This window comes from Polynucleobacter sp. VK25 (assembly GCF_018687355.1).
Lineage (GTDB): Bacteria > Pseudomonadota > Gammaproteobacteria > Burkholderiales > Burkholderiaceae > Polynucleobacter.
In genome coordinates this window covers 1,286,575-1,308,130 of record NZ_CP061288.1, presented here as the reverse complement: position 1 = coordinate 1,308,130, position 21,556 = coordinate 1,286,575, and the positions used below count along the sequence as shown (strand labels likewise).

The 21,556-nt window shown below is 46.0% G+C and carries 17 protein-coding genes; 13 read left to right on the top strand and 4 right to left on the bottom strand.

What is annotated here, in order from left to right; all coding sequences use genetic code 11:
• Window positions 1–8 precede the first annotated feature (8 nt).
• Entirely contained in the window at window positions 9–1,007 is a 999-nt protein-coding gene (locus tag AOC21_RS06585) for a class 1 fructose-bisphosphatase (protein WP_215391216.1), read from the top strand.
• A gap of 69 nt (window positions 1,008–1,076) precedes the next feature.
• Here the strand turns inward: AOC21_RS06585 and cphA (AOC21_RS06580) are convergent, their stop codons facing one another.
• On the bottom strand, window positions 1,077–3,647 hold the full coding sequence (gene cphA / locus AOC21_RS06580; RefSeq protein WP_215391215.1) for a cyanophycin synthetase: 2,571 nt from the start codon (window positions 3,645–3,647) through the stop codon (window positions 1,077–1,079).
• Window positions 3,648–5,840 (bottom strand): cyanophycin synthetase, encoded by a 2,193-nt coding sequence (gene cphA, locus AOC21_RS06575; RefSeq protein ID WP_215391214.1) that lies wholly within the window; start codon window positions 5,838–5,840, stop codon window positions 3,648–3,650. It lies immediately after the preceding gene.
• A 205-nt stretch (window positions 5,841–6,045) separates the two neighbouring features.
• Between cphA (AOC21_RS06575) and AOC21_RS06570 the strand changes: the two genes are divergently transcribed.
• The 10 genes from AOC21_RS06570 (at window position 6,046) to AOC21_RS06525 (ending at window position 17,407) form a co-directional block, all read left to right on the top strand.
• Complete coding sequence (locus AOC21_RS06570; RefSeq protein WP_215391213.1) at window positions 6,046–8,391, top strand: ABC transporter ATP-binding protein; 2,346 nt, start codon at window positions 6,046–6,048, stop codon at window positions 8,389–8,391.
• A complete protein-coding gene (locus AOC21_RS06565) occupies window positions 8,388–8,855 on the top strand; it encodes a DUF1854 domain-containing protein (RefSeq protein ID WP_215391212.1) in 468 nt (155 codons plus the stop codon). The genes AOC21_RS06570 and AOC21_RS06565 overlap by 4 nt, the downstream gene beginning before the upstream one ends.
• Window positions 8,856–9,158: 303 nt before the next feature.
• Window positions 9,159–10,157: a tripartite tricarboxylate transporter substrate binding protein gene (locus AOC21_RS06560; protein WP_251371611.1), complete on the top strand. Its 999-nt coding sequence runs from the start codon at window positions 9,159–9,161 to the stop codon at window positions 10,155–10,157.
• 84 nt (window positions 10,158–10,241) lie between these two features.
• A complete protein-coding gene (locus AOC21_RS06555; protein ID WP_215391210.1) occupies window positions 10,242–10,769 on the top strand; it encodes a tripartite tricarboxylate transporter TctB family protein in 528 nt (175 codons plus the stop codon).
• Between the two features lie 41 nt (window positions 10,770–10,810).
• Complete coding sequence (locus AOC21_RS06550) at window positions 10,811–12,310, top strand: tripartite tricarboxylate transporter permease (protein WP_215391209.1); 1,500 nt, start codon at window positions 10,811–10,813, stop codon at window positions 12,308–12,310.
• 104 nt (window positions 12,311–12,414) lie between these two features.
• Window positions 12,415–12,786 carry a DUF2946 domain-containing protein gene (locus AOC21_RS06545; protein WP_215391208.1) on the top strand — a complete coding sequence of 124 codons (372 nt, stop codon included), beginning with the start codon at window positions 12,415–12,417 and terminating at the stop codon, window positions 12,784–12,786.
• 81 nt (window positions 12,787–12,867) lie between these two features.
• Window positions 12,868–15,153 (top strand): TonB-dependent receptor, encoded by a 2,286-nt coding sequence (locus AOC21_RS06540; RefSeq protein WP_215391207.1) that lies wholly within the window; start codon window positions 12,868–12,870, stop codon window positions 15,151–15,153.
• Between the two features lie 104 nt (window positions 15,154–15,257).
• Window positions 15,258–16,406 carry a sialidase family protein gene (locus tag AOC21_RS06535; RefSeq protein ID WP_215391206.1) on the top strand — a complete coding sequence of 383 codons (1,149 nt, stop codon included), beginning with the start codon at window positions 15,258–15,260 and terminating at the stop codon, window positions 16,404–16,406.
• On the top strand, window positions 16,403–16,885 hold the full coding sequence (locus AOC21_RS06530; protein WP_215391205.1) for a TlpA disulfide reductase family protein: 483 nt from the start codon (window positions 16,403–16,405) through the stop codon (window positions 16,883–16,885). Before AOC21_RS06535 ends, AOC21_RS06530 begins: the two co-directional genes overlap by 4 nt.
• Window positions 16,886–16,921: 36 nt before the next feature.
• Window positions 16,922–17,407, top strand: coding sequence for a copper chaperone PCu(A)C (locus AOC21_RS06525; protein ID WP_215391204.1), 486 nt, complete (start codon window positions 16,922–16,924; stop codon window positions 17,405–17,407).
• 73 nt (window positions 17,408–17,480) lie between these two features.
• Here AOC21_RS06525 and ilvD read toward each other — a convergent pair whose 3' ends face one another.
• Complete coding sequence (gene ilvD, locus AOC21_RS06520; protein WP_215391203.1) at window positions 17,481–19,172, bottom strand: dihydroxy-acid dehydratase; 1,692 nt, start codon at window positions 19,170–19,172, stop codon at window positions 17,481–17,483.
• A 232-nt stretch (window positions 19,173–19,404) separates the two neighbouring features.
• On the opposite strand from ilvD, the gene AOC21_RS06515 reads away from it, so the two are divergent.
• Window positions 19,405–20,034 (top strand): response regulator transcription factor, encoded by a 630-nt coding sequence (locus tag AOC21_RS06515; protein WP_215391202.1) that lies wholly within the window; start codon window positions 19,405–19,407, stop codon window positions 20,032–20,034.
• Between the two features lie 109 nt (window positions 20,035–20,143).
• A complete protein-coding gene (locus AOC21_RS06510) occupies window positions 20,144–21,124 on the top strand; it encodes a helix-turn-helix domain-containing protein (RefSeq protein WP_215391201.1) in 981 nt (326 codons plus the stop codon).
• A 60-nt stretch (window positions 21,125–21,184) separates the two neighbouring features.
• On the opposite strand, the gene AOC21_RS06505 is transcribed toward AOC21_RS06510, so the two are convergent.
• On the bottom strand, window positions 21,185–21,523 hold the full coding sequence (locus AOC21_RS06505; RefSeq protein ID WP_215391200.1) for a P-II family nitrogen regulator: 339 nt from the start codon (window positions 21,521–21,523) through the stop codon (window positions 21,185–21,187).
• Between the last annotated feature and the right edge of the window lie 33 nt (window positions 21,524–21,556).

The window sequence follows — 21,556 nt, the reverse complement described above, 5'->3', positions numbered from 1 at the left end:
AAATACCTTTGTCCTCAAGTACCCATATTAATTTCAAGCAATATTTGGCATCAGCAAAGCCTGCGGGGGCTGCTATTCCTCCTGGACTGCAAGATTTGCTGACCGCAGTGGTTAATACCTGTTCAACTCTGAGTCATGAAGTGGCCCAGGGTGCTTTGATTGGTTTGTTGGGTTCCGCAGGCACCGGTAACGTACAAGGTGAGGTTCAGCAAAAACTCGACATCATTGCAAACGATTTATTGATCGATGGCGTTAAGGGCTGCAAATCACTTGCTGGCCTAGCTTCCGAAGAGATGGAGTTGCCAGTCCCCGTTCAAGGCACGGGCGATTACTTGCTCTTATTTGATCCGCTCGATGGCTCATCCAATATTGATGTGAATGTTTCGATTGGAACCATTTTTTCAATTTTGAAAAAGCAAGATCCCAATGCGCCCTTGCAGACCTCTGACTTTTTGTTGTCAGGCCGTCATCAAGCTGCTGCCGGTTATGTGGTGTATGGTCCGCAAACCACTATGGCCTTGACCTTGGGCGATGGCGTAGTAATGTTTACTTTGAATAAAGATACTGGCGAATTTTTACTCATCAAGGATGCGGTAAAAATCTCTCAGTCGACTAAAGAGTTTGCGATCAATATGTCCAATATGCGCCACTGGGCCGAACCTGTACGTCGCTATGTGGAGGAGTGCCTAGCTGGCACAAGTGGTACGCGCGATAAAGATTTCAATATGCGCTGGATCGCCTCTATGGTGGCCGATGTGCATCGAGTTTTATCTCGAGGCGGAGTGTTTATGTACCCATGGGATCAGCGCGAGCCAAATAAGCCGGGTAAGTTGCGTTTAATGTATGAAGCCAATCCGATGAGTTTCTTGGTGGAGCAGGCCGGAGGGGTCTCTATTAACGGTACAGATCTCATTATGGATTTACAGCCAACTGATTTGCATGAGCGCGTCTCAGTAATGTTAGGATCCAAAGAAGAGATTGAGCGTATTCAGCAATATCACGCCTAAACAAGATCTCCCGCACAAATAAAAAACCCAATCATGCGATTGGGTTTTTTGTTGTTCCAAGAGTGACTATTAAGGCTTCACCTGTTCCTTCAGATAAGCAAGTGATTCTTCCACTTGATCGATCAGAATCAGGCAGATATCACCAGCAGCAAGATCATTGAGGGCTGTATCAATTGCCTTGAATTCGCCATGAATTTCTTTCACTTGCTTTGCCTTAGTGGCGCCAACTAAACCTTCTTGTAAGAGTTTTAATACTTCGCCGTCTTCCCGACCACGTTGGCAGGCATCCTGATAGAGGATGACGTTATCAAAAGAATTTCCGAGGATGCGGGTCAGGTCGCGAATATCTTCATCACGACGATCACCTGCGCCACTAACGACTACATGGCTCTTGTTAGGTTTCATCGCCTCAATAGCGCTTGTCAGAGCGCGCATCGCATCAGGATTGTGTCCATAGTCGGCGATCACAGTGGCGCCCTTGTGTTGAAACTGATTAAAGCGCCCCGGTACTGAATTAGCATCACTCTCAAAGCCATGTAGACCGCGAGCAATCTTTTCTGCATCAAGACCTAGGGCCCAAGCAGCGCCAATAGCAGCCATCGCATTTTCTATTTGAAAACCGAGGACGCCATTTTGTGTCAATGGAATCTCGCTCACGGGGAAGCGATACATAACGCGCGCACCCTTAGATGCAACGATATAAGTGCCATCAAAATAAATCACTTTTTTATTCTTAGCGCGATGTGCCGCAATCACTGGGTGATGTTGGTTCTGAGCAAAGAAGATTACTCGGCCAGAGCATTTATCGCCCATCTTCACCACCATCGGATCTGCCGCATTTAATACTGCAGCGCCAGTAGGGGCGACGTTTTGCACAATGACGCGTTTCAGGATGGCTAAATCTTCAACGCTAGTGATGTAATTGAGACCCAGGTGATCACCCTCACCAATATTGGTGACTACAGCAACTTCACAGCGATCAAAACCCAGGCCTTCGCGCAACATACCGCCACGCGCCGTTTCCAGAACAGCAGCATCGACATCGGGATGCATCAACACATTGCGGGCACTCTTCGGCCCACTGCAATCGCCGGTATCAATGAGGCGATGATTGATGTAAACGCCATCGGTGCCTGTCATACCTACGCGCAGACCAGTTGCATTTAATAAATGAGAGATCAAGCGTACGGTAGTGGTTTTGCCATTAGTGCCTGTGACTGCAACTACAGGAATTCGGCCGTCGTCTCCGGGTGGAAACATCATATTGATGATGTCTTCGCCTACAGGACGCCCTTTTCCGTAAGAAGGCTTTAAATGCATGCGCAATCCAGGTGCAGCATTCACCTCAACAATGCCGCCGCCTTGTTGCTCTAAGGGCTTGTAGATGGATTCGCAGAGGATGTCGACACCAGCAATATCAAGACCAATCATCTGCGCGGCAGCAATTGCGCTCGCCGCTACATCAGGGTGAACATCGTCAGTCACATCGGTTGCAGTACCGCCAGTACTTAGGTTGGCGTTATTACGCAATAAAACACGCTCGCCAGTTTTGGGTACATGCTGCGGTGATAGGCCGTTGCTAGCTAAATGCGCTAGGGCAATATCATCAAAACGAATTTTGGTTAGTGCGGTCGCATGCCCATCGCCACGCAATGGATTTTTATTCTCCATCTCTACAAGTTCGGCGACCGTGTGAGTGCCGTCCCCAACTACTTGTGCGGGTTCTCGGCGTGCAGCAGCTGATAAGCGATTGCCAACTACTAGCAAGCGATAGTCTGCACCAGGAAGATAGCGCTCAACAATCGTTTCACGACCAAAGGCTTGGGTTACAACAAATCCAGCACGAACTTCTTCTTCGGTTTGAATGTTGGCTACAACCCCTTTACCTTGATTACCATCTTTTGGCTTAAGCACAATGGGGCCGCCAATTTTTTGGGCGGCGCGCCAAGCATCATCAGCAGTGGTAACTACTTCACCGATAGGTACAGATACTCCGGCAGCAGCGAGTAGGTTTTTAGTAAGTTCTTTATCTTGTGCGATGGCTTCAGCAATCGCGCTGGTATCGCTAGTTTCTGCAGCCTGAATTCGTTTTTGCTTGCTACCCCAACCAAACTGAACCATGCTGCCTTCGGTCATGCGGCGGTAGGGGATATTGCGCTGAACTGCAGCATCGACAATGGATCCTGTGCTAGGGCCAAGACGAACATCTTCGTAAAGCGCTTCTAATTCAGAGAGGGCGGCAGCCAGATCAAACGGTGCATCGTTGAGGGTTGCTTGAATTAATGCAAAGCCGAAGTCAAATGCCATCCGGCCAACGACTTCTTCGGTGTATTCAACTACAACCTGATAAACCCCAGTATCTACAGTCTGTACAGTGCGACTAAAAGTAACGGGACAGCCTGCTTGCGCTTGAAGACCTAAAGCTGCATGCTCTAAGGCGTGGGCCAGTGAAAGCACCTCATTGTGACCGCCGCGACGCATACTGCCTAACTGAGGAAAGCGTTCACGAATCTTAATTTCAAATTGAGGAATAGAGTCGATGGAGCGTTCTGACTCATCACAAGAAACAATGGCTTCTAAAGCGGTATGGCGGCTCCATAAATTTGGGCCGCGCAACATGCGAATGCGGGTGATTTCCAATTAAGCCCCTGTAGAGATAGTGGCATCAGGTACGAATGTTTCTGCGCCTGCTTCAATAACGTTAAATGGAATATCTAGAGCCCAGGCCGCGGCAATCGCCGCACCTAAATTCATAGTCTTCCATGGAGTGGTGTTGTTTGCTTCAGAGTGGCGCGGTACGGGAATAGATTTCTGATCCAGCTTGCCAGACTTCAGGGTAATTTGTTGTTTGCCGATGACAACTGCACGTCCGCCTTCAAGCAAGTGATTTTTGATAATCTCCGAGTCGGGATTTTCGCTAAAGAAAATCACCTGACCGTCGCAAAGCTCAGCCATCTGAACGCACATTGGATCATCCGCGTTGAGCACGGCAACGCCGGTTGGAAGTACAACATCTACTTGAGTACGAACAACGCTAAAGACTTGATCTTCATCGTAAATGGCGTACTGCGGGAAGTTTGCCTTTGGATCAACATTGAGCACTACGCCAACCTGGCAACGATCATAGGCTAAGCCTTCAATCAACATCGACAAATGATTGTTCTCAATCACGACAGCTTCAACTGCGCGGTTCAGTAATGTACGACGCGCATTTTCCCAATTGGAGGAATTAGAGTTGGGGATAGCGCGATTACCAAAAAAGAGCCCCTTACTACAAGAGAGTCCAACATAGACATTGGTTAAACGTAAGAAATGAGCAATCATTTCAGCAACCGGTGTTTTGCCACGCTCGCCACAGACTCCAACTACGGGAATGCGGAAATCCGTACCAGGGGGGAAGAGGTGATTAGCAATTTCAACACCAACAGGTTGCGGTTTGCCACTAGCAGGCTTTAAGTGCATCAATAGGCCTGGACCAGCATTAACTTCAACAATGGCCGCATTTTGATCTGCAAGTGGCTTGCTTATATCTTGTGCCACTAAATCAACACCCGCAATTTCAAGACCAACCACGCGGGCAGCTAAGGCTACTTGGCTAGCAACATCAGGATGAATTAAATCAGTGACATCGAAAGCTACGTTGCCATTACTTTGGATTAAGACCTTATGGTCAGCAGCAGGAATGCTGTCACCAGTTAATTGTTGGCGTGCTAATTCTAGTTCGACTGCAGAATCAATCCGCACTGGATTTAAAGGATGTTCTTCAGCAGTACCACGACGCGGATCAGAATTAATCTGAATCTGTATAAGCTCATGAACGGTGTGTTTGCCATCACCAGTTACCCAAACAGTTTCACCTTTAGCTGCGGCAACAACTTTATTGCCAACAACAAGTAAGCGATGCTCATCGCCAACAATATGACGCTCAACCAATACTTCGCTACCTTCGTCGATAGCAACTGCATAAGCAGCTTCAATTTCTTGTTGGGTGTAGAGGTTAATAAAGACGCCGCGGCCATGGTTGCCGTCGATTGGTTTGACTACAACCGGCAGACCAATGTCTTGTGCAGCTTCCCAAGCATCATCAGGGCTAGTAACTGTTCTACCTTCAGGAGTAGGAACTCCAGCGCTACGTAGCAAACTTTTGGTTAAGTCTTTATCGCGAGAAATGGTTTCCGCAATCGCGCTTGTTTGATCAGTCTCTGCAGTCCAAATGCGGCGTTGCTTAGCACCATAACCTAATTGAACTAAGTTACCTTCAGACAAACGAATCGATGGAATACCGCGCTCTTCAGCTGCGTTCACAATACAAGCGGTACTTGGGCCGAGCAAGAGATCGTCACCGAGTTCACGCAAGTTCTCAATAATGGTTTGTGTGAGAGCAACACAATCAGCATTGTCTTGCGCTAAAGCTAGATACAGGTCGCGTGCGTATTTGAGGGCAGTGAGAGTGACTTCTTCATTGATGGCGCTAACCATGACTTTATAAACGCCACGGCGATCACCATCGCGTGCTTTGCCAAAGCCACCAGGAATGCCAGCTAAGTTTTGCAGCTCTAAAGTCAGGTGTTCAAGGATATGAGCGGGCCAAGTACCTTCTTCAACGCGCTTTAAAAATCCGCCAGTTTTGCCATAGCTGCAGCGATGCTCAACAAGACTTGGGAGTGCCTTGACCAGACGGTCATAAAAGCCGGGGATGAGGTTAGAGGGATAGTCCTCTAAATCACCAATATCAAGCCATACCTCGATAACGGGATGGTAAGTCCACATATTGGGGCCACGGAGATGCTTAACGCTCAGAATCTCGATGGATTTATCTAGTAATTGGGGCATATGCAGTGTTGCGATGGCCGGCACCAAGGGTTTTGGCGTTGACGCGTCAGACAGTCTCTCTGTTTCTAGTAGTTATTGAAAAACTCACAAAATTAGCAAAAATACATAAAAAGGCCTAGTTAAGTAATTTAACGGCTTTTGGGCCTCTAAAGTTGACAGGAGCAATAAATCTAAATAATTCAGCTCCACTATACTTTTAAGGTCAATGAAGCCACTAATCCTACCTTTTGCTCCCGTGCTACCAAGCTATTGGGAGGCTGTTTTAGCCAATCAGGCATCTCCAGTAAAGAGCCCTGACGCCTTGCTAGCATGGGTTGAGCTCGATCTGGACGATGAGTTGCGCTTTGAAAAAAGCCTGCTTTTGCTTGGTGACGAAGGTCTGGTTTGGACGGATGGTAAGGTATTTGAATCCTGGAAGTTGGGTCAGAGCACCCATTTAGTCCATGGCGATCATGCGGGAGTGGGGCATTTACGCCTAGAAACTCCCGATAAATTATTGAGGGCTTGGAATTTCACTCTGGCTGTGAATCCCCAAGTTCTGCGCCTGCAATCAAGCTTTAAGCAGTTGACTCGTGGTGAGGAAATCAGCAGCGGTGAGGTTAGTGAGTATGACAAGCAGGTTTGCCCGGCTTGCTTGAGTCCAAAACCAGCAAATTCTGATTCTTGTCCCACGTGCGATCCGGAGGATGACGCACCCCCATCTACTTGGACACTCTTCAAACTTTGGCGTTTTGCACGTCCTTACAAAAAGCAATTACTACTTGGTTTTGTATTAACTCTGTTGTCTACGGGCGCAACTTTAATTCCGCCGTATCTGACGATGCCATTAATGGATCATGTTTTGATTCCATACGAGCGCGGTAACCCGATTGATTTTCATTTAGCCAGCATGTATCTCTTGGCTTTATTTGGTGCTGCGATCGTTGCATGGGGACTGGGCTGGTGGAAAACGTATCTTCTTGCCTTGGTGAGTGAGCGTATTGGCGCCGATTTACGAAATACCACTTTTGAGCATTTACTTAAGCTTTCATTGGAATATTTTGGTGGCAAGAGAACGGGTGATTTAATTGCTCGTATTGGTGCAGAGACCGATCGCATCTGCGTCTTCCTCTCCCTTTATGCACTTGACTTTGCGACCGATGTCTTGATGATCACCATGACAGCGGCAATCCTGGTATCGATCGATCCTTTGCTGGCCCTGGTCACCCTGGCACCATTGCCATTCATCGTGTGGATGATTCATGTAGTGCGTGATCGTTTGCGTTTTGGTTTTGAAAAGATTGATCGCATCTGGTCTGAAGTGACAAATATTTTGGCCGATACCATTCCAGGTATTCGAGTGGTCAAAGCATTTGCCCAAGAAGATCGCGAGCTCAAGCGCTTTGTAGACTCCAATAAACACAATCTACAAATCAATGATCGCGTCAATCGCGTATGGGGCTTATTCTCACCTACGGTAACTTTGCTTACTGAAACGGGTTTACTGGTGGTGTGGGGTTTTGGTATCTGGCAAGTTGCACATCAGAAAGTCACCGTTGGTGTCTTGATTGCATTCTTAGCGTATATCGGACGTTTTTATATCCGTTTAGATTCCATGAGTCGGATTGTTTCTCATACACAGAAAGCGGCAGCTGGCGCCAAGCGTATTTTCGATATTTTGGATCACGTCTCCAGCGTTCCGGAGCCTATTAATCCAGCGCCATTAGGCGAGGTTAAAGGCCGTATTTCCTTGCGTGGCGTGGGTTTCCGTTATGGCAATCGTGCGGTTACTAAGGGGATTGATTTAGATATTGCTCCAGGCGAAATGATTGGTCTGGTAGGTCACAGCGGATCCGGCAAAAGTACTTTAGTGAACTTAATTTGTCGCTTCTATGATGTCAGCTCTGGATCTGTTTCATTGGATGGGCGCGATATTCGTAGTATTGCCATTTCCGACTACCGCAAGCGCATTGGCTTGGTATTACAAGAGCCGTTTTTATTCTTTGGCACCATCGCAGAAAATATTGCCTACGGCAAACCAGATGCCACTCGTGAAGAAATCATTGAGGCTGCTCGTGCAGCTCATGCTCACGAATTTATTCTCCGTCTGCCTTTAGGTTACGACTCCTTAGTTGGGGAGCGTGGTCAGTCTCTCTCCGGTGGTGAGCGTCAACGCATTTCAATTGCACGTGCATTGCTGATCAATCCAAGCATTCTGATTTTGGATGAAGCGACCTCATCAGTCGACACAACCACGGAAAAAGAAATTCAGCGCGCTTTAGATAATCTGGTTAAAGGTCGCACCACGATTGCCATCGCACACCGCCTCTCCACTTTAAGGAAAGCAGATCGCTTAGTTGTCTTGGATAAAGGTGAGATTGTAGAAATAGGTTCTCACGATCAATTGATGGAAGCTCAGGGTGCTTATTACACCTTGTATCAAGCTCAACTGCGTCATGCTGCAGAGCTCGTTGAGGGTGGCGCTATTGGCGAAAGTTTAGAAGAAGAAAAAGCAGAGCAGCAAGAAGAAAAACTAGAGGAAGCGGCTAAGAAAATTGGGGGTGGGGTATGAACAAGACTCATCAACTAGAGCGTGATGCACTAGGTCGCCTGGTCTTCATTGATAACAAAGGTGAGCGACATGTGGGCGTTCATCCAGTAAGAGCATTTCCAATTACTGCACCTGATGCGGGTGTTGGCATCATGAATCAATCTGGGAAAGAGCTTTGCTGGTTCCCAAATATGAGTGCGATCTCTGAAGCTGAATTAGGATTGATTGAGGAAGAGTTGGCTGAGCGTGAGTTCATGCCAGTGATTGAAAAAATTACTAAGGTCTCCACTTTTGCTACACCAAGCATTTGGGATATTGAAACGGACCGTGGTCCTACCCGAATTCGCCTGAAGGCTGAAGAAGACATTCGCAGAATTGCTGGCAATACATTGCTGATTGCAGATTCAAATGGCCTGCAGTTCCTCATTAAGGACTCCACGCAACTGGATAAAGTCAGCAAAAAACTATTAGATCGATTCCGTTAAGCAGCATCATTTTTCGATCATAATCAGGGAAAACCCTAGTCCTAATTTGCGGTTAATCGCCATCCAGAAATGCGCATTTTTCGTGCATAAAATGCAGTTTTTGTGCCCATATGTAAGTACACTAGCTGTAGTCTTTGGCTTGATATATCAGGGTTTCTACTAGATTTCAGAAGCCCATGTGTAACGATTTTGAAATTATTGATGGCAGTCAAGTTCTGCTTGCTCATCTTGTTTAAAAATCACACACACATTAGATAAGCCAAATTAAATTGGTAAACCATTTTGGAGACATACTTTATGAAGATGAAGTTAAAAGGGGCGTTGTTATCTACCGCTTTAGCCCTCGGTGTAGTTGGCGTTTCACCTGCTTTTGCAGCATGGGAGCCAAACAAGCCAGTTGAGTTCATTATTCCTGCCGGTCCCGGCGGTGGTGCTGACCAAATGGCTCGTATGATTCAAGGGATCATCACCAAAAATAATTTGATGAAGCAGGCAATTATTCCTGTGAATAAAGGTGCTGGTGCGGGTGCTGAAGGCTTCTTGGCAATGAAAGAAGCCAAGGGCGATCCAAATAAGATTGTGATCACACTCTCCAATTTGTTTACTACTCCATTAGCAACCGGTGTTCCTTTTAACTGGCAAGACATCACTCCAGTGGCGATGTTGGCGCTTGACCAATTCGTTTTGTGGGACAACGCTGAAAAGCCTTACAAGACAGCAAAGGAATACATCGATGCCGCTAAAGCAGCGGGTCCTGGCAAATTCAAAATGGGTGGTACTGGCTCCAAGTCTGAAGACCAGATCATCACTGTAGCAATTGAAAAGGCAACTGGCGCTAAGTTCACATACATCCCGTTTAAAGGGGGTGGCGACGTTGCAGTTCAGTTGGTTGGTAATCACGTAGATTCTTCTGTGAACAACCCAATTGAAGCAGTTGCTCAATGGCGTGCAAATAAATTACGTGCACTGTGCGTATTTGATGACACACGTATGCCATACAAAGAGAAGGTTACGGATACTCAGTCATGGTACGACATCCCAACCTGTAAAGAAGCTGGCGTAACAACTGACTACACTATGTTGCGTGGTATTTTCATGGCTCCTGGTGTAACTCAAGAGCAAGTTGACTTCTATGTTGAGTTGTTTAAGAAAGTTCGCGCTACTCCAGAGTGGAAGAAGTTCATGATTGATGGGGCGTTTAACCAAACATTTATGAGTGGTAAAGAGTTTAGAAACTGGCTTACATTGAATGAAGCTTTACACAAGCAGTTAATGTCTGAAGCTGGCTTCTTGGCCAAGTAATTGAAGAGAAAGTAAATAGGACCTCCAATTGGGGGTCCTATTTTTTAAGTAAGAGCATTAATCAACTTTATTAAAAATCAAAAAATGTCTGAACATACAAATAATTTAAAAGAAGACTCAGTAATTAGCGTGAGAGCAATGGATATCATCACTGCGATCGTATTTCTTGCGATTGGTCTGACGGTGATGGTAGGCAGCATTAAATTAGGTGCCAGCTGGGGTAGCGATGGTCCAGAGGCCGGCTATTTCCCTTTCTACATTAGCTTGATCATGATGCTTTCGAGCGCGGTAACTCTTTATCAGGCAGCGATCGTTAATAAGAACAAGAAAACTGAAACATTTGTTGAGAGAGAGCCTTTCAAGCAAGTGATGGCGGTTTTATTGCCAGCGATTGTGTTTGTTCTGGGTGTGCAACTCATTGGTATTTATGTTTCCTCAGTGTTTTACATTGCCATCTTCATGGTTTGGTTGGGTAAATATCCATTGTGGAAAGCGATTGCAGTTTCAATTGGTGTGAGCGTAGCTCTGTACCTCATGTTCGAGTTCTGGTTCCAGGTTCCATTGCCACATGGCTCATGGTTTAACCCGCTCGAATTCTTGGGTGTGCAATAAAAAAGAATAACTATTAAAAAAGATTAAATAAGGAGTTCAAGTTGGAAGAAATTAGCGCTCTATTCAACGGCTTTGCCGTTGCAATGACACCCTTTAACTTATTGTTGATGTTGGTTGGTGTAACCCTCGGTGTGATCATCGGCGTGTTGCCTGGCCTTGGCGGTGCAAACGGTATTGCAATTCTGTTGCCGTTGACATTCACAATGCCACCTACATCCGCAATCATCATGTTGTCCTGTATTTACTGGGGCGCATTGTTTGGCGGGGCGATTACATCCGTTCTATTTAATATTCCTGGTGAACCTTGGTCAGTGGCGACAACCTTTGATGGTTATCCAATGGCCCGTAATGGTAAAGCTGGCGAAGCGTTGACAGCTGCTTTCACATCATCATTTGTGGGTGCATTCTTCGCAATTGTGATGATTACCTTCTTGGCGCCTTTGGTTGCTAAGTTTGCATTGCAGTTTGGCCCACCAGAGTTCTTCTCGGTATACCTGCTGACCTTCTGTAGCTTCGTAGGCATGAATAAGGGCTCACCATTCAAAACAATTTCCGCCATGATGCTTGGCTTTGCCCTAGCAACTGTTGGTATGGATACCGTTACAGGTCAATTGCGTTTGACATTCGGCCATCCAGAATTGATGCGTGGCTTTGACTTCTTGATCGCGGTGATCGGCTTGTTCGGTATTGGCGAGATTCTCCTGTCAATGGAAGAGGGCTTGGCATTCCAAGGCGCAGCTGCAAAGATTCGCGGCAAGGTTGTTTTGGAAACTTGGAAAGAGTTACCAAAATACTGGGCTACTTCATTGCGCAGCTGCTTGATTGGTTGCTGGATGGGTATCACTCCAGGCGGCGCCACACCTGCATCCTTTATGGCTTATGGTGTAGCTAAGCGCGTATCTAAAGAAGGCGACAAGTTTGGTACCGGCAAAATGGAAGGCATCGTTGCTCCAGAAACAGCGGCTCACGCAGCTGGTACATCTGCACTTCTTCCAATGTTGTCCTTGGGTATTCCAGGCTCACCAACTGCAGCGGTATTGCTCGGTGGCTTGTTGATCTGGGGTTTACAACCTGGCCCATTGCTCTTCGTTGAGAAGCCAGACTTTGTTTGGGGCTTGATCGCTAGTATGTACTTGGGTAACTTGGCTGGCTTGTTTGTTGTATTAACTTGCGTGCCATTGTTTGCCTCCATCTTGAGAATTCCATTCTCAATCATTGCTCCAGTCATTATTGTGATTTGTGCGGTGGGCGCATATACCGTTCACAACGCGACTTTTGACGTTTGGTTGATGTTGGGCTTCGGTGTATTGGGTTATGTCTTCAAGAAACTCGATTACCCAATGGCACCAATGGTCTTGGCCTTGGTATTGGGCGACCGTGCGGAAGACTCCTTCCGTCAGTCAATGCTGATCTCACAAGGCAGCTTGGATGTATTCTTCTCCAACTACCTGGTAGCAGGCATTTCTTCAGTAGCTCTGCTCCTCCTCTTCTGGCCATTGATCGGCAAGGTGATTGGTAAGAAGAAGGTTTCTGCTGCATAAGGAAAGACGCTAGACATAGTGATTTCAAAGGGAAAAGGGGCGTCAGCCCCTTTTTTCATGCGAAAGACGAAAGAAACACAAAATTCCGATAAAATTCACCCATCATGAAATTCCATAAAAACCGCCTCATTCACTGGGTTGCCGCATTTGCAATCGCAATGAGTGCGCTAGCGCCAGCTGCATCTCAAGCGGTATCGCTTGCAAAGCATGGCCAAGGTTTTGCAATGGAGATTTGTTCTACATCTGGCGCCAAGATGCAAATCGATGTTCAGACAGATGATCAAGATGTTGCAGATCAAATGCAGCCTTGTCCCTATTGCGTTGCTCAAAACAGCATCACCCCAGCATTCAATAACAATCTCACATTTCAGGCTCCGCAAGCTTTAGCTTTGCTGCCACAGCTTTTCTACCAATCGCCTAAGCCTCTCGCCGTTTGGGTAACCCCACCTTCAGCAGCTCCACCAGTACAAGCCTAATTAAATATTAGGGCATAGCCTAGCTATGTAGTTGGCAACGAATCTTTAAAAGCGTTGTCGTAATAAAAAGTGGAGCAGTAGATGTTGTTTAAGCAAAAGAAAATTAGCGCATGCCTAGGCATGATTTTTGGCTCAGCCTTCGTGGCAATAGGTGTGCAAGCGCAGATTGCACCGCCACCGGATTACAACCAAAGGTTAAGCGAAGTAGTGGTGAATGCCAGTCGTTCTGATACCCCCTTGGATCGCATGACGATGAATACAACCGTTATGACACAAGATGTATTGGAGTTGGCTCCAGATCAAACGCCTGACCAGATCCTGAAAAATACCCCTAGCGTATTTTTGAATGACACCCCGTATTATGAGAAAGACCCAACTGGTCAAAGTATTAATATGCGCGGCCTTGGTAATGCTAGATCTTTGGTATTGATAGACGGTGTTCCTGCTTTAGACCCTTTCTACAACACGGTTCAGTGGAATCAGGTACCCATGTCGTCAATCGAAAGCATCGAGATTGTTCGAGGCGGCGTCTCGAGTTTGTGGGGCAACTATGGCATGGGTGGCGTCATCAATATCAACACTAAAAATATCAGCAATAGTAAAAATGAGGCTTCGGTTAGTTACGGCTCATTCGGTACAGGTAATGTGGCTGTATCGAAGGATTTGGCCGTTAGTGATGCAGTGAAACTGCGTTTTTCAGCAGACTACTTTAGTACTGAAGGTTACGTAGGTCCTGCCACAATATCGCCAGCTACTCTTTGGGGGGTTACAAAAACACTTCCAAACGTTGCAACTCCCCAGCAGGCACCCCTTGCACCGGGCATGTCTAATGGCAGCGCATCAAATTCAAATATGCGCATGCAGGGCAATATGAAATTTAGCCAGGATACCGATGGATTTTTTCGCATGGGTTATAGCACCATGGCAGATCTATCTTCAAACTATAGCTTTGCAACAAATTTGGTACAAACAACAAATATTGCGGGTGGCACAACCACAAAATTAGACGTTGATAAAAAGGTGACTGTAAGTGGCTTCTATCAAAATGAGATTTTTAATAAGCAAAATGGAGCAACTACAAATCCTCCACCTGCAGTTAAGTTGACGCCAGCAAATACCCCTTATATTTCATCTACATATCAAGACCCATCGACCACTGGTGGTGGCTCTGTTTCATTGACGCATGACCTAAAAAATTCTTTAATTGAGCAATATATTTTAGGGGTGGATTTAAGGCAGGTTAACGCCTCAAATTTCGCCAATAGTTTGGCTACTACCAATTGTTCTGGTACGGGCACTAATAAATGTACAGCAGGCACGCCGAGCACCCAAGCTTTAGGTCAGACAAATGTTGGTGTAGCCTATGCAAAAGCTACCCAGAATTTTTCGGGGATAATGGGGCAGATTAAAACTAGTGCCCAAGTTCCTTTACAGGCTACTCTGTCTGCGCGTGTGGATCAATACACAAGTAATGTCCCTGAATATTATGTGGCTGGTGCGAATGGAGCAAACCCAACATATACAAACGCTCAAGTTGTTAAGCAAACTAAACTCAGCCCCAATCTTGGGCTTTTGTATCAGTTGACGGACAAATGGAACCTGCGTGGAGCTGCGTACCAGGCATTTCATGCTCCTGGAATGAATAATATGCTGAGAAGTTACGGGTCACCCGGAAAAACTTATAGTTTTGCAAATCCAAACCTAACACCAGAGAATATGACTGGATATGAGGTGGGTACTGATTACCGCTGGGGGGCTGGTTTTGTACAGTTAACTGGTTTTAACAATAACATTACAAACGCTATTTATGCGGCAACACTAAGTCAAGGTTCGGCTGCATATTTAGCATTTTGCCCACTCGGCTCAGTGTGCTATGGTAGCAACGCAAACTCTTACTCCAATAATCAAAATATTCAAAGTCAGGGTCTTGAATTTCAGGCGCATCATGACATTAATTCGAAATGGGCTACGGATGCAACTTACACCTACACAAGAGCGTTTGTTACATGGAATGCTTCAAGTGTCGATGCTGCACTTAACCCGCTAAGAACGCAGCTTGGCGGAACACCCCAAAACATGGGCTATGCTGCATTAACTTACTATCCATTGCCAAAGGCTAGCTTAACCGCAAACGTTCGTTATATCGGTAATTCTTGGATGGATCCAGCACACTCTCTGCCAGTGCCGGCGTACGCCGTTGTTGGGATGCGCGCTAATTACGAAATAAATCAGCAGGTTTCTATGTATGCCTCTGTAGTGAACTTATTTAATCGTCAGTACATTACTTACGGCTCTGGTACGGGCCAGACTAGTTATATGATGGGCATGCCGCAGGCGATTACCATTGGAGCTCGAGCTATTTTCTAATGTATCAGCAAGTTAAAAAACAAACAATCCAGGCACTCTTTGGGGGTGTCTTGGGATTGTTTGCGCTAAATTTCTCCTATGCTCAGATGGACCATTCATCTCATATGATGAATCCTGCACATGTAAAGCCCAATAGTACTTGTCAGGATTCTGGTTTGGAGTGTGCAAATGCAGCCACTCCTTTTTTTGATGCAAATGGAAAATTATTGCTGTCATGGACTGCCAATGGAGTGGTTTCAGTTGCACAATCTAATGACTTAGGAAAATCATTCACGTCCCCAATCAAAATTGCTGAGCATGGTAAATCGCTTGATACCGGAAGTGATGCTAGGCCACAAATTGTGGCTGATAAACAGGGGAATATATTTTTAGCATATGCCTTTTTCAAAGATGCGAATTGGAATGCTCAAATCAATACTGTTCGATCTACGGATGGCGGTAATTCATTTACCAGTCCAGAAACTTTAGTTAAGGATGGCTCTAGTCAGCGCTTTCCTTCGGTAATTATTAGGTCGGATAACTCTATCTTTATTTCTTGGATAGATAAGCGCCTAGTTGCTAAGGCAAAGCAGGGTGGTGAGAGGCGTTTGGGTGGCTCTATTGCGTATTCAACTTCGCAGGATGGCGGGAAGACATTTCAGACGGAGCGTTTTGCTAACGAGAGCAGTTGTGAGTGCTGCCGTATCGGCGCAGCTTTGGATCCACAAAACCAGCCAGTCATTGCCTATCGTGCCATCTATCCTGGAGGTATACGAGACCAAGCCTCTCAGGTGATCTCTAGTAAGGGTGCCGAGCCTGTTCGCAGGGTGGCGGATGATGATTGGAAAACGGATGCATGCCCACATCACGGTCCATCTATTGCAGTATCAGGGACAGGAAAATTCCATGTTGCTTGGTATACGCAAGGCAGTAAGCGTTCTGGCGTGTTTTATGCCAACTCTAGCAATCAAGGGTTTACTTATTCAAAGCCAAGCCAAATTGGTGCAGAAGGATCTAATGTTGCAAGACCTTATCTTTTTGCCTCAGATCAGAAAGTATGGCTAGTATGGAAAGAATTTGATGGGAAGCAGTCATCGGTTTATCTGAAAGAGTCTGCTGATGATGGCAACACCTGGAGTTCACCTAAAATATTGGCAAGTACAGTAGGGTATAGCGATCACCCTCTGTTGTTAGCTCGAGGGAATGAAGTATTTCTATCTTGGCTAACACGTGATGATGGTTATCAATTAATGAATATTGGGCGCAAGCAATGAAGCGGTTTTGGTCAGCACTCCTCGTTACCTTATCTTTATCTATTGCCGGCCTGGTGCTGGCGGATGTAGCCTCTTTGAAGCCTTATCAAGCGGGGGATTGGAAGTCGATAAGCAAGGCTGGCAATGGCTCGCCATTGGCGGTCCATTTTTGGGGTGTGACCTGTCCGGCTTGTGTAAAAGAGATGCCGCAGTGGGGCCAGTTTCTAAAAAACAACCCAAATGCAAAAGTGATCTTTATTCAGGTTGATGATGTTTCACAAGATGCTATTAAAAAAATGCTGAGCAAGGCAGGATTAGATAAGGCAAATAATTACTATGTGGCTGCCCTATTTGATGAGCGCTTACGTTATGAGATTGATCCGCAGTGGCATGGAGAAACCCCTACAACGATCATGATTGATAAGAGCGGCAAAGTCGCTCGTAAGACTGGCGGGGTGGATTTTCTGAGGCTACAAAGCTTCTTTGCCGGCAAGTCATAGTCAACCCATATGAATATTTACTAGGAGAGTGTACAAATGAAAAGTAATACTTTATTGAAAGCATTGTTGATCACAGCAATTGGCTTTGGTTTTGGTGGTTTAGCAAGCGCACAGAACGCTAAAGTCGGTAGCGTACAAATTGAGAACGCCTACACCCGCGCTACCGTTCCAGGGCAGCAAGTGGCTGGCGGCTTTATGAAGATTGAGAACAAAGGTGCTGCCGATCAGTTGATTTCTGCTAGCTCGCCAGTTGCTGGTGAAGTGCAGTTGCACGAAATGGCAATGGATGGAAATGTCATGAAAATGCGCCAAGTTAAAGACATCCCTTTGCCAGCAGGTGGGGCGGTTGAACTCAAGCCAGGCGGTTTGCACCTCATGTTGATGAACATTAAAGCACCTCTAACTGCTGGTGAAACTGTGCCAGTGAAGTTGAAGTTTGCAAAAGCGGGTGAGGTGGAAGTAAAAATGCCTGTAAACGCGATGGGTAACGCGGCTGCCGGTCATGGAGCAATGAAGCACTAAGTAAAGCGATTTAACAGAAGCAATAAAAAAAGCCCCTAGATTTACTTAGGGGCTTTTTTATAATCAAAATTAATTAAATATTTAAATCTTGATCAGTTACAGCACCTTTACTGGCGCTACTTGCCAGACTTGCATATTTAGCTAGCAAGCCGCGGGTATAGCGTGGTTTCGGTTGTACCCAGGCCGCACGGCGCTTGGCAATTTCTGCTTCGTCCACGTTCAGCTGAATCAGCAACTTGTGCGCATCAATCGTTACTGAGTCACCTTCATTAATGAGAGCGATTGTGCCGCCTACATAAGCCTCAGGAGCGACGTGACCAACTACCATGCCCCATGTGCCACCAGAGAAGCGACCATCGGTAATCAGGCCCACTGATTCGCCTAGGCCTTGGCCAACGAGGGCCGAGGTAGGGGCAAGCATTTCACGCATGCCGGGACCGCCTTTAGGGCCTTCATAACGAATCACAACGATGTCACCATCCTTGATCTTCTGGGCCATGATGGCTGCCATTGCATCGTCTTCAGAATCAAATACCCGTGCTGGACCAGTGATAGAAGGGTTCTTCAAGCCAGTAATCTTCGCAACGCAACCCTCAGGGGAGATGTTGCCTTTGAGAATAGCCAAGTGACCTTGCTTGTACAAAGGGTTGTCTAAAGTACGAATCACTTTTTGATCAGCGCGTGGCACTGACGGCACATCCTTCAATACTTCGGCAATTGTCTTGCCAGTAATCGTCATGCAATCACCGTGTAGCAAACCACCATCGAGCAAAATTTTCATGACTTGTGGAATGCCGCCAGCTTGATGTAAATCAGTTGCTAAATATGTTCCAGATGGTTTCATATCCACGATCACAGGAACGCGTTTGCGAATACGCTCAAAGTCATCAATGGTCCAATCAATTTCAGCAGCGCTTGTAATCGCCAAGAAATGCAATACGGCATTGGTAGATCCGCCAACCGCCATGATGACGCTGACTGCGTTCTCAATGGATTTCTTGGTAATGATGTCGCGTGGACGAAGATTGTTCTTAACTGCTTCAACTAGGACGCGTGCGGATTCAGCAGCGCTAGCTACCTTTTCAGCATCAACGTTGGCCATCGTAGAAGAGTAGGGCAAGCTCATGCCCAAAGCCTCAAATGAAGAGCTCATGGTGTTTGCTGTGTACATACCGCCACAAGAGCCGCTACCTGGACAGGCATGCTGTTCAACACCCTTTAAATCTTCTTCACTCAATCGGCCAGATGTAAATTCACCAACCGCTTCAAATGCAGAAACGATATTGAGTTCCTTGCCTTTGTAATGACCTGGCTTAATTGTGCCGCCATAAACATAGATGCCAGGAACGTTAGTGCGCGCTAAAGCCATCATGCCGCCCGGCATGTTTTTATCGCAACCACCAATGACCACTACACCATCTTGCCAAAGACCGTTGACACAAACTTCAATACTGTCGGCAATGACTTCACGTGATACGAGTGAATACTTCATTCCCTCAGTGCCCATGCCGATACCATCAGAAACGGTTGGCGTACCAAATACTTGAGCTTTTGCACCAGCCGCTTCTAATGCTTCAACAGCAGCGTCAGCTAATTTTTGTAAACCACTATTACAAGGAGTGATAGTGGAGTGACCGTTTGCAACGCCAACCATTGGCTTTGCAAAATCCTTTTCTTCGTAACCCATTGCGTAATACATCGAACGATTAGGTGCGCGAGCGACCCCTTCGGTGACCATGCGCGAGCGTTCATTAAGGCGTTTCATGCTTATTTACTCCAGAAAAGGTTTGTGTCGAAAGGCTCTATTGTGCCGTGAGATGGCATCAAAGGTTCTGTAGATTGAGGCAATTGACTAAGTTGGGATAAATGTTGCACCGCAATACAAAAAATACCAATGAAATCATTGATTTAGGTCTAAGTATTAGCTTGATAGCTAATAGCTTCTCAAAAGACGCTGCAGTACATTAATCCATCGATCACTTTTTCCTTTGAATTCAATGACTAAAGTCGGCCACATATACCTTATTGATGATGACGAGTCTATGCGCATCTCTCTTTCAAGAATGCTACGGGAGTTGGGCTATCTCGTTGAGGACTACGCATCTGCCAGCGTTTTTCTGGAGAAATCTGTTCCAGTGTCTCCGGCCGTTATCTTGCTAGATATGCAAATGCCCGATATGACTGGGCTAGATTTGCAAGAAAAGCTCCAAAAGTTTGGTCGCAAGACGCCGATTGTCTTTGTCAGTGGGCAAAGCCATCCTCACCAAATTGTTCAGGGCCTGAAGAAGGGGGCATTGGATTTTCTATTCAAGCCATTTAATCTCGAAGAACTTTTAAAGGCAGTAGCTGATGCAATTGAATTTGACAGTCGTCAGCTCAAACGCGTTTCTTTGGATGTAGAGGCTAAGAGGGATTACGAAAGTCTTACCCCAAGAGAGCGAGAAGTATGCGGATGGCTCGTTAAAGGTCTATTAAACAAGGATATTGCGGTAAAGCTCGGCACTACTGACGCAACTATTAAGGTGCATAAAGCCAGGGTGATGGACAAAATGCATGCCGATTCAGTGCAAAACTTAGTAAAAAAATACTTGGAGTCTGATTTAGAGAATCACCCCTTGACTGACTAGCTTGAGAGCTAATTTATCAATTGGTATAAAAGTACTAATATCAAATAAAGCGTTAAAGTAATCAATGAATTAGAGTTATATCAATAACAAATAGCGAGACAAGCCTGCAGTGGTTATAAAAGCAAAACTTCCCGAGATTCGAAAAGAGGCATTTACTAAGGCCAGAGAAAGTCTTGGTTTAAGTGCAAAGGATTTGTCTGGAATGGCATGTCTCTCTGTTCGTCAAATCGAACAGCTTGAGAATGGCGAAATGAGCAGCTTCTATGGTGCTCAAGTTAAATTCACAGCGGCAAAAAAAGTCGCCACTCTATTAAAGCTCACCCCAGAAGATGCATTTGATTTTTCTGGTGTTGCGCAGCCCGTTAAAGCGGATGAAGTACAGGAAAGATTTCGGGAGGAGACAGAAGCCTCTGCAGTAGATAAAAAATTAAAGCCTGAAAAAGAAGAGGCTGCAGAGTCAAAGCCTGAAAAAACAATCGCCAAAAAAACTACTGAAAGCGTAGTCGACTATCGAGTGCAATCAAAAGCTAAGGGAAGTCCTAAAAAGAAATTCTTCCTGCTCTTGGTAATTGCTGCAGTAGTGATTTTTGCTGTTATTAATCTACGCCCCTTATTTTTTCCTGAGCCGGTAAAAGAGGAATTGGTCATTATTGAAGAGGTGGCACCAGAGCCTGCGCCAGCCACTACTCCAGAGCCTGTAGCGGACGCCAAACCAGCACCAGTACCAGCGCCGGCAGCTGTTTCTGCTGAATGCCCAGCTGCTGATGCTTCGGCAATGAACTACAAGCCAGATGCGCCAAAAAAAGCCGGCGACATGGTTTATCTGCAGTCCAAGACTGCTCAAACCGTTTGCGTTGTAGATGCTACTGGCAAAACTCAAAATAAAACTTTAGAGCCTGGCGTTGGAGCCAGCATTTTTGGCAAGCCGCCATTCAAAGTGCTCACCGGTGGTTTAAATCAAGTGGACTTGTACTATCAAGGTGCTAAGGTTCGCACGGGTAACACAGCTAGTAAGACAATTATTTTGGAACCAGCTGAAATGATTCAGCCTGCAGCTCCAGTCACTTCTTCCGACTCTCAACTACGTTAATCCAAATAAAAACAGCGGCTAATTAAGCCGCTGCGTTTGTATGTTACGTTAAACCTATTTTTAAACTGCTGCGTTATCTGTTTCACCAGTACGAATACGAATCACTTGTTCAACTGCAGTAACAAAAATCTTGCCATCACCAATCTTGCCAGTGCGAGCAGCTTTCGTGATGGCTTCGATAGCAACTTCAACACGGTCATCAGAAACAACTGCCTCCACTTTTACTTTAGGTAAAAAGTCGACTACGTATTCAGCGCCGCGATAGAGCTCGGTATGGCCTTTTTGACGGCCAAAGCCTTTAACTTCAGTAACGGTCAGGCCGGTAACGCCTACTTCAGCCAATGATTCACGTACTTCATCGAGTTTGAACGGCTTAATGATGGATGTAATTAATTTCATTTCTTCCCCCTAATGCAGTAATCATACCTAGAA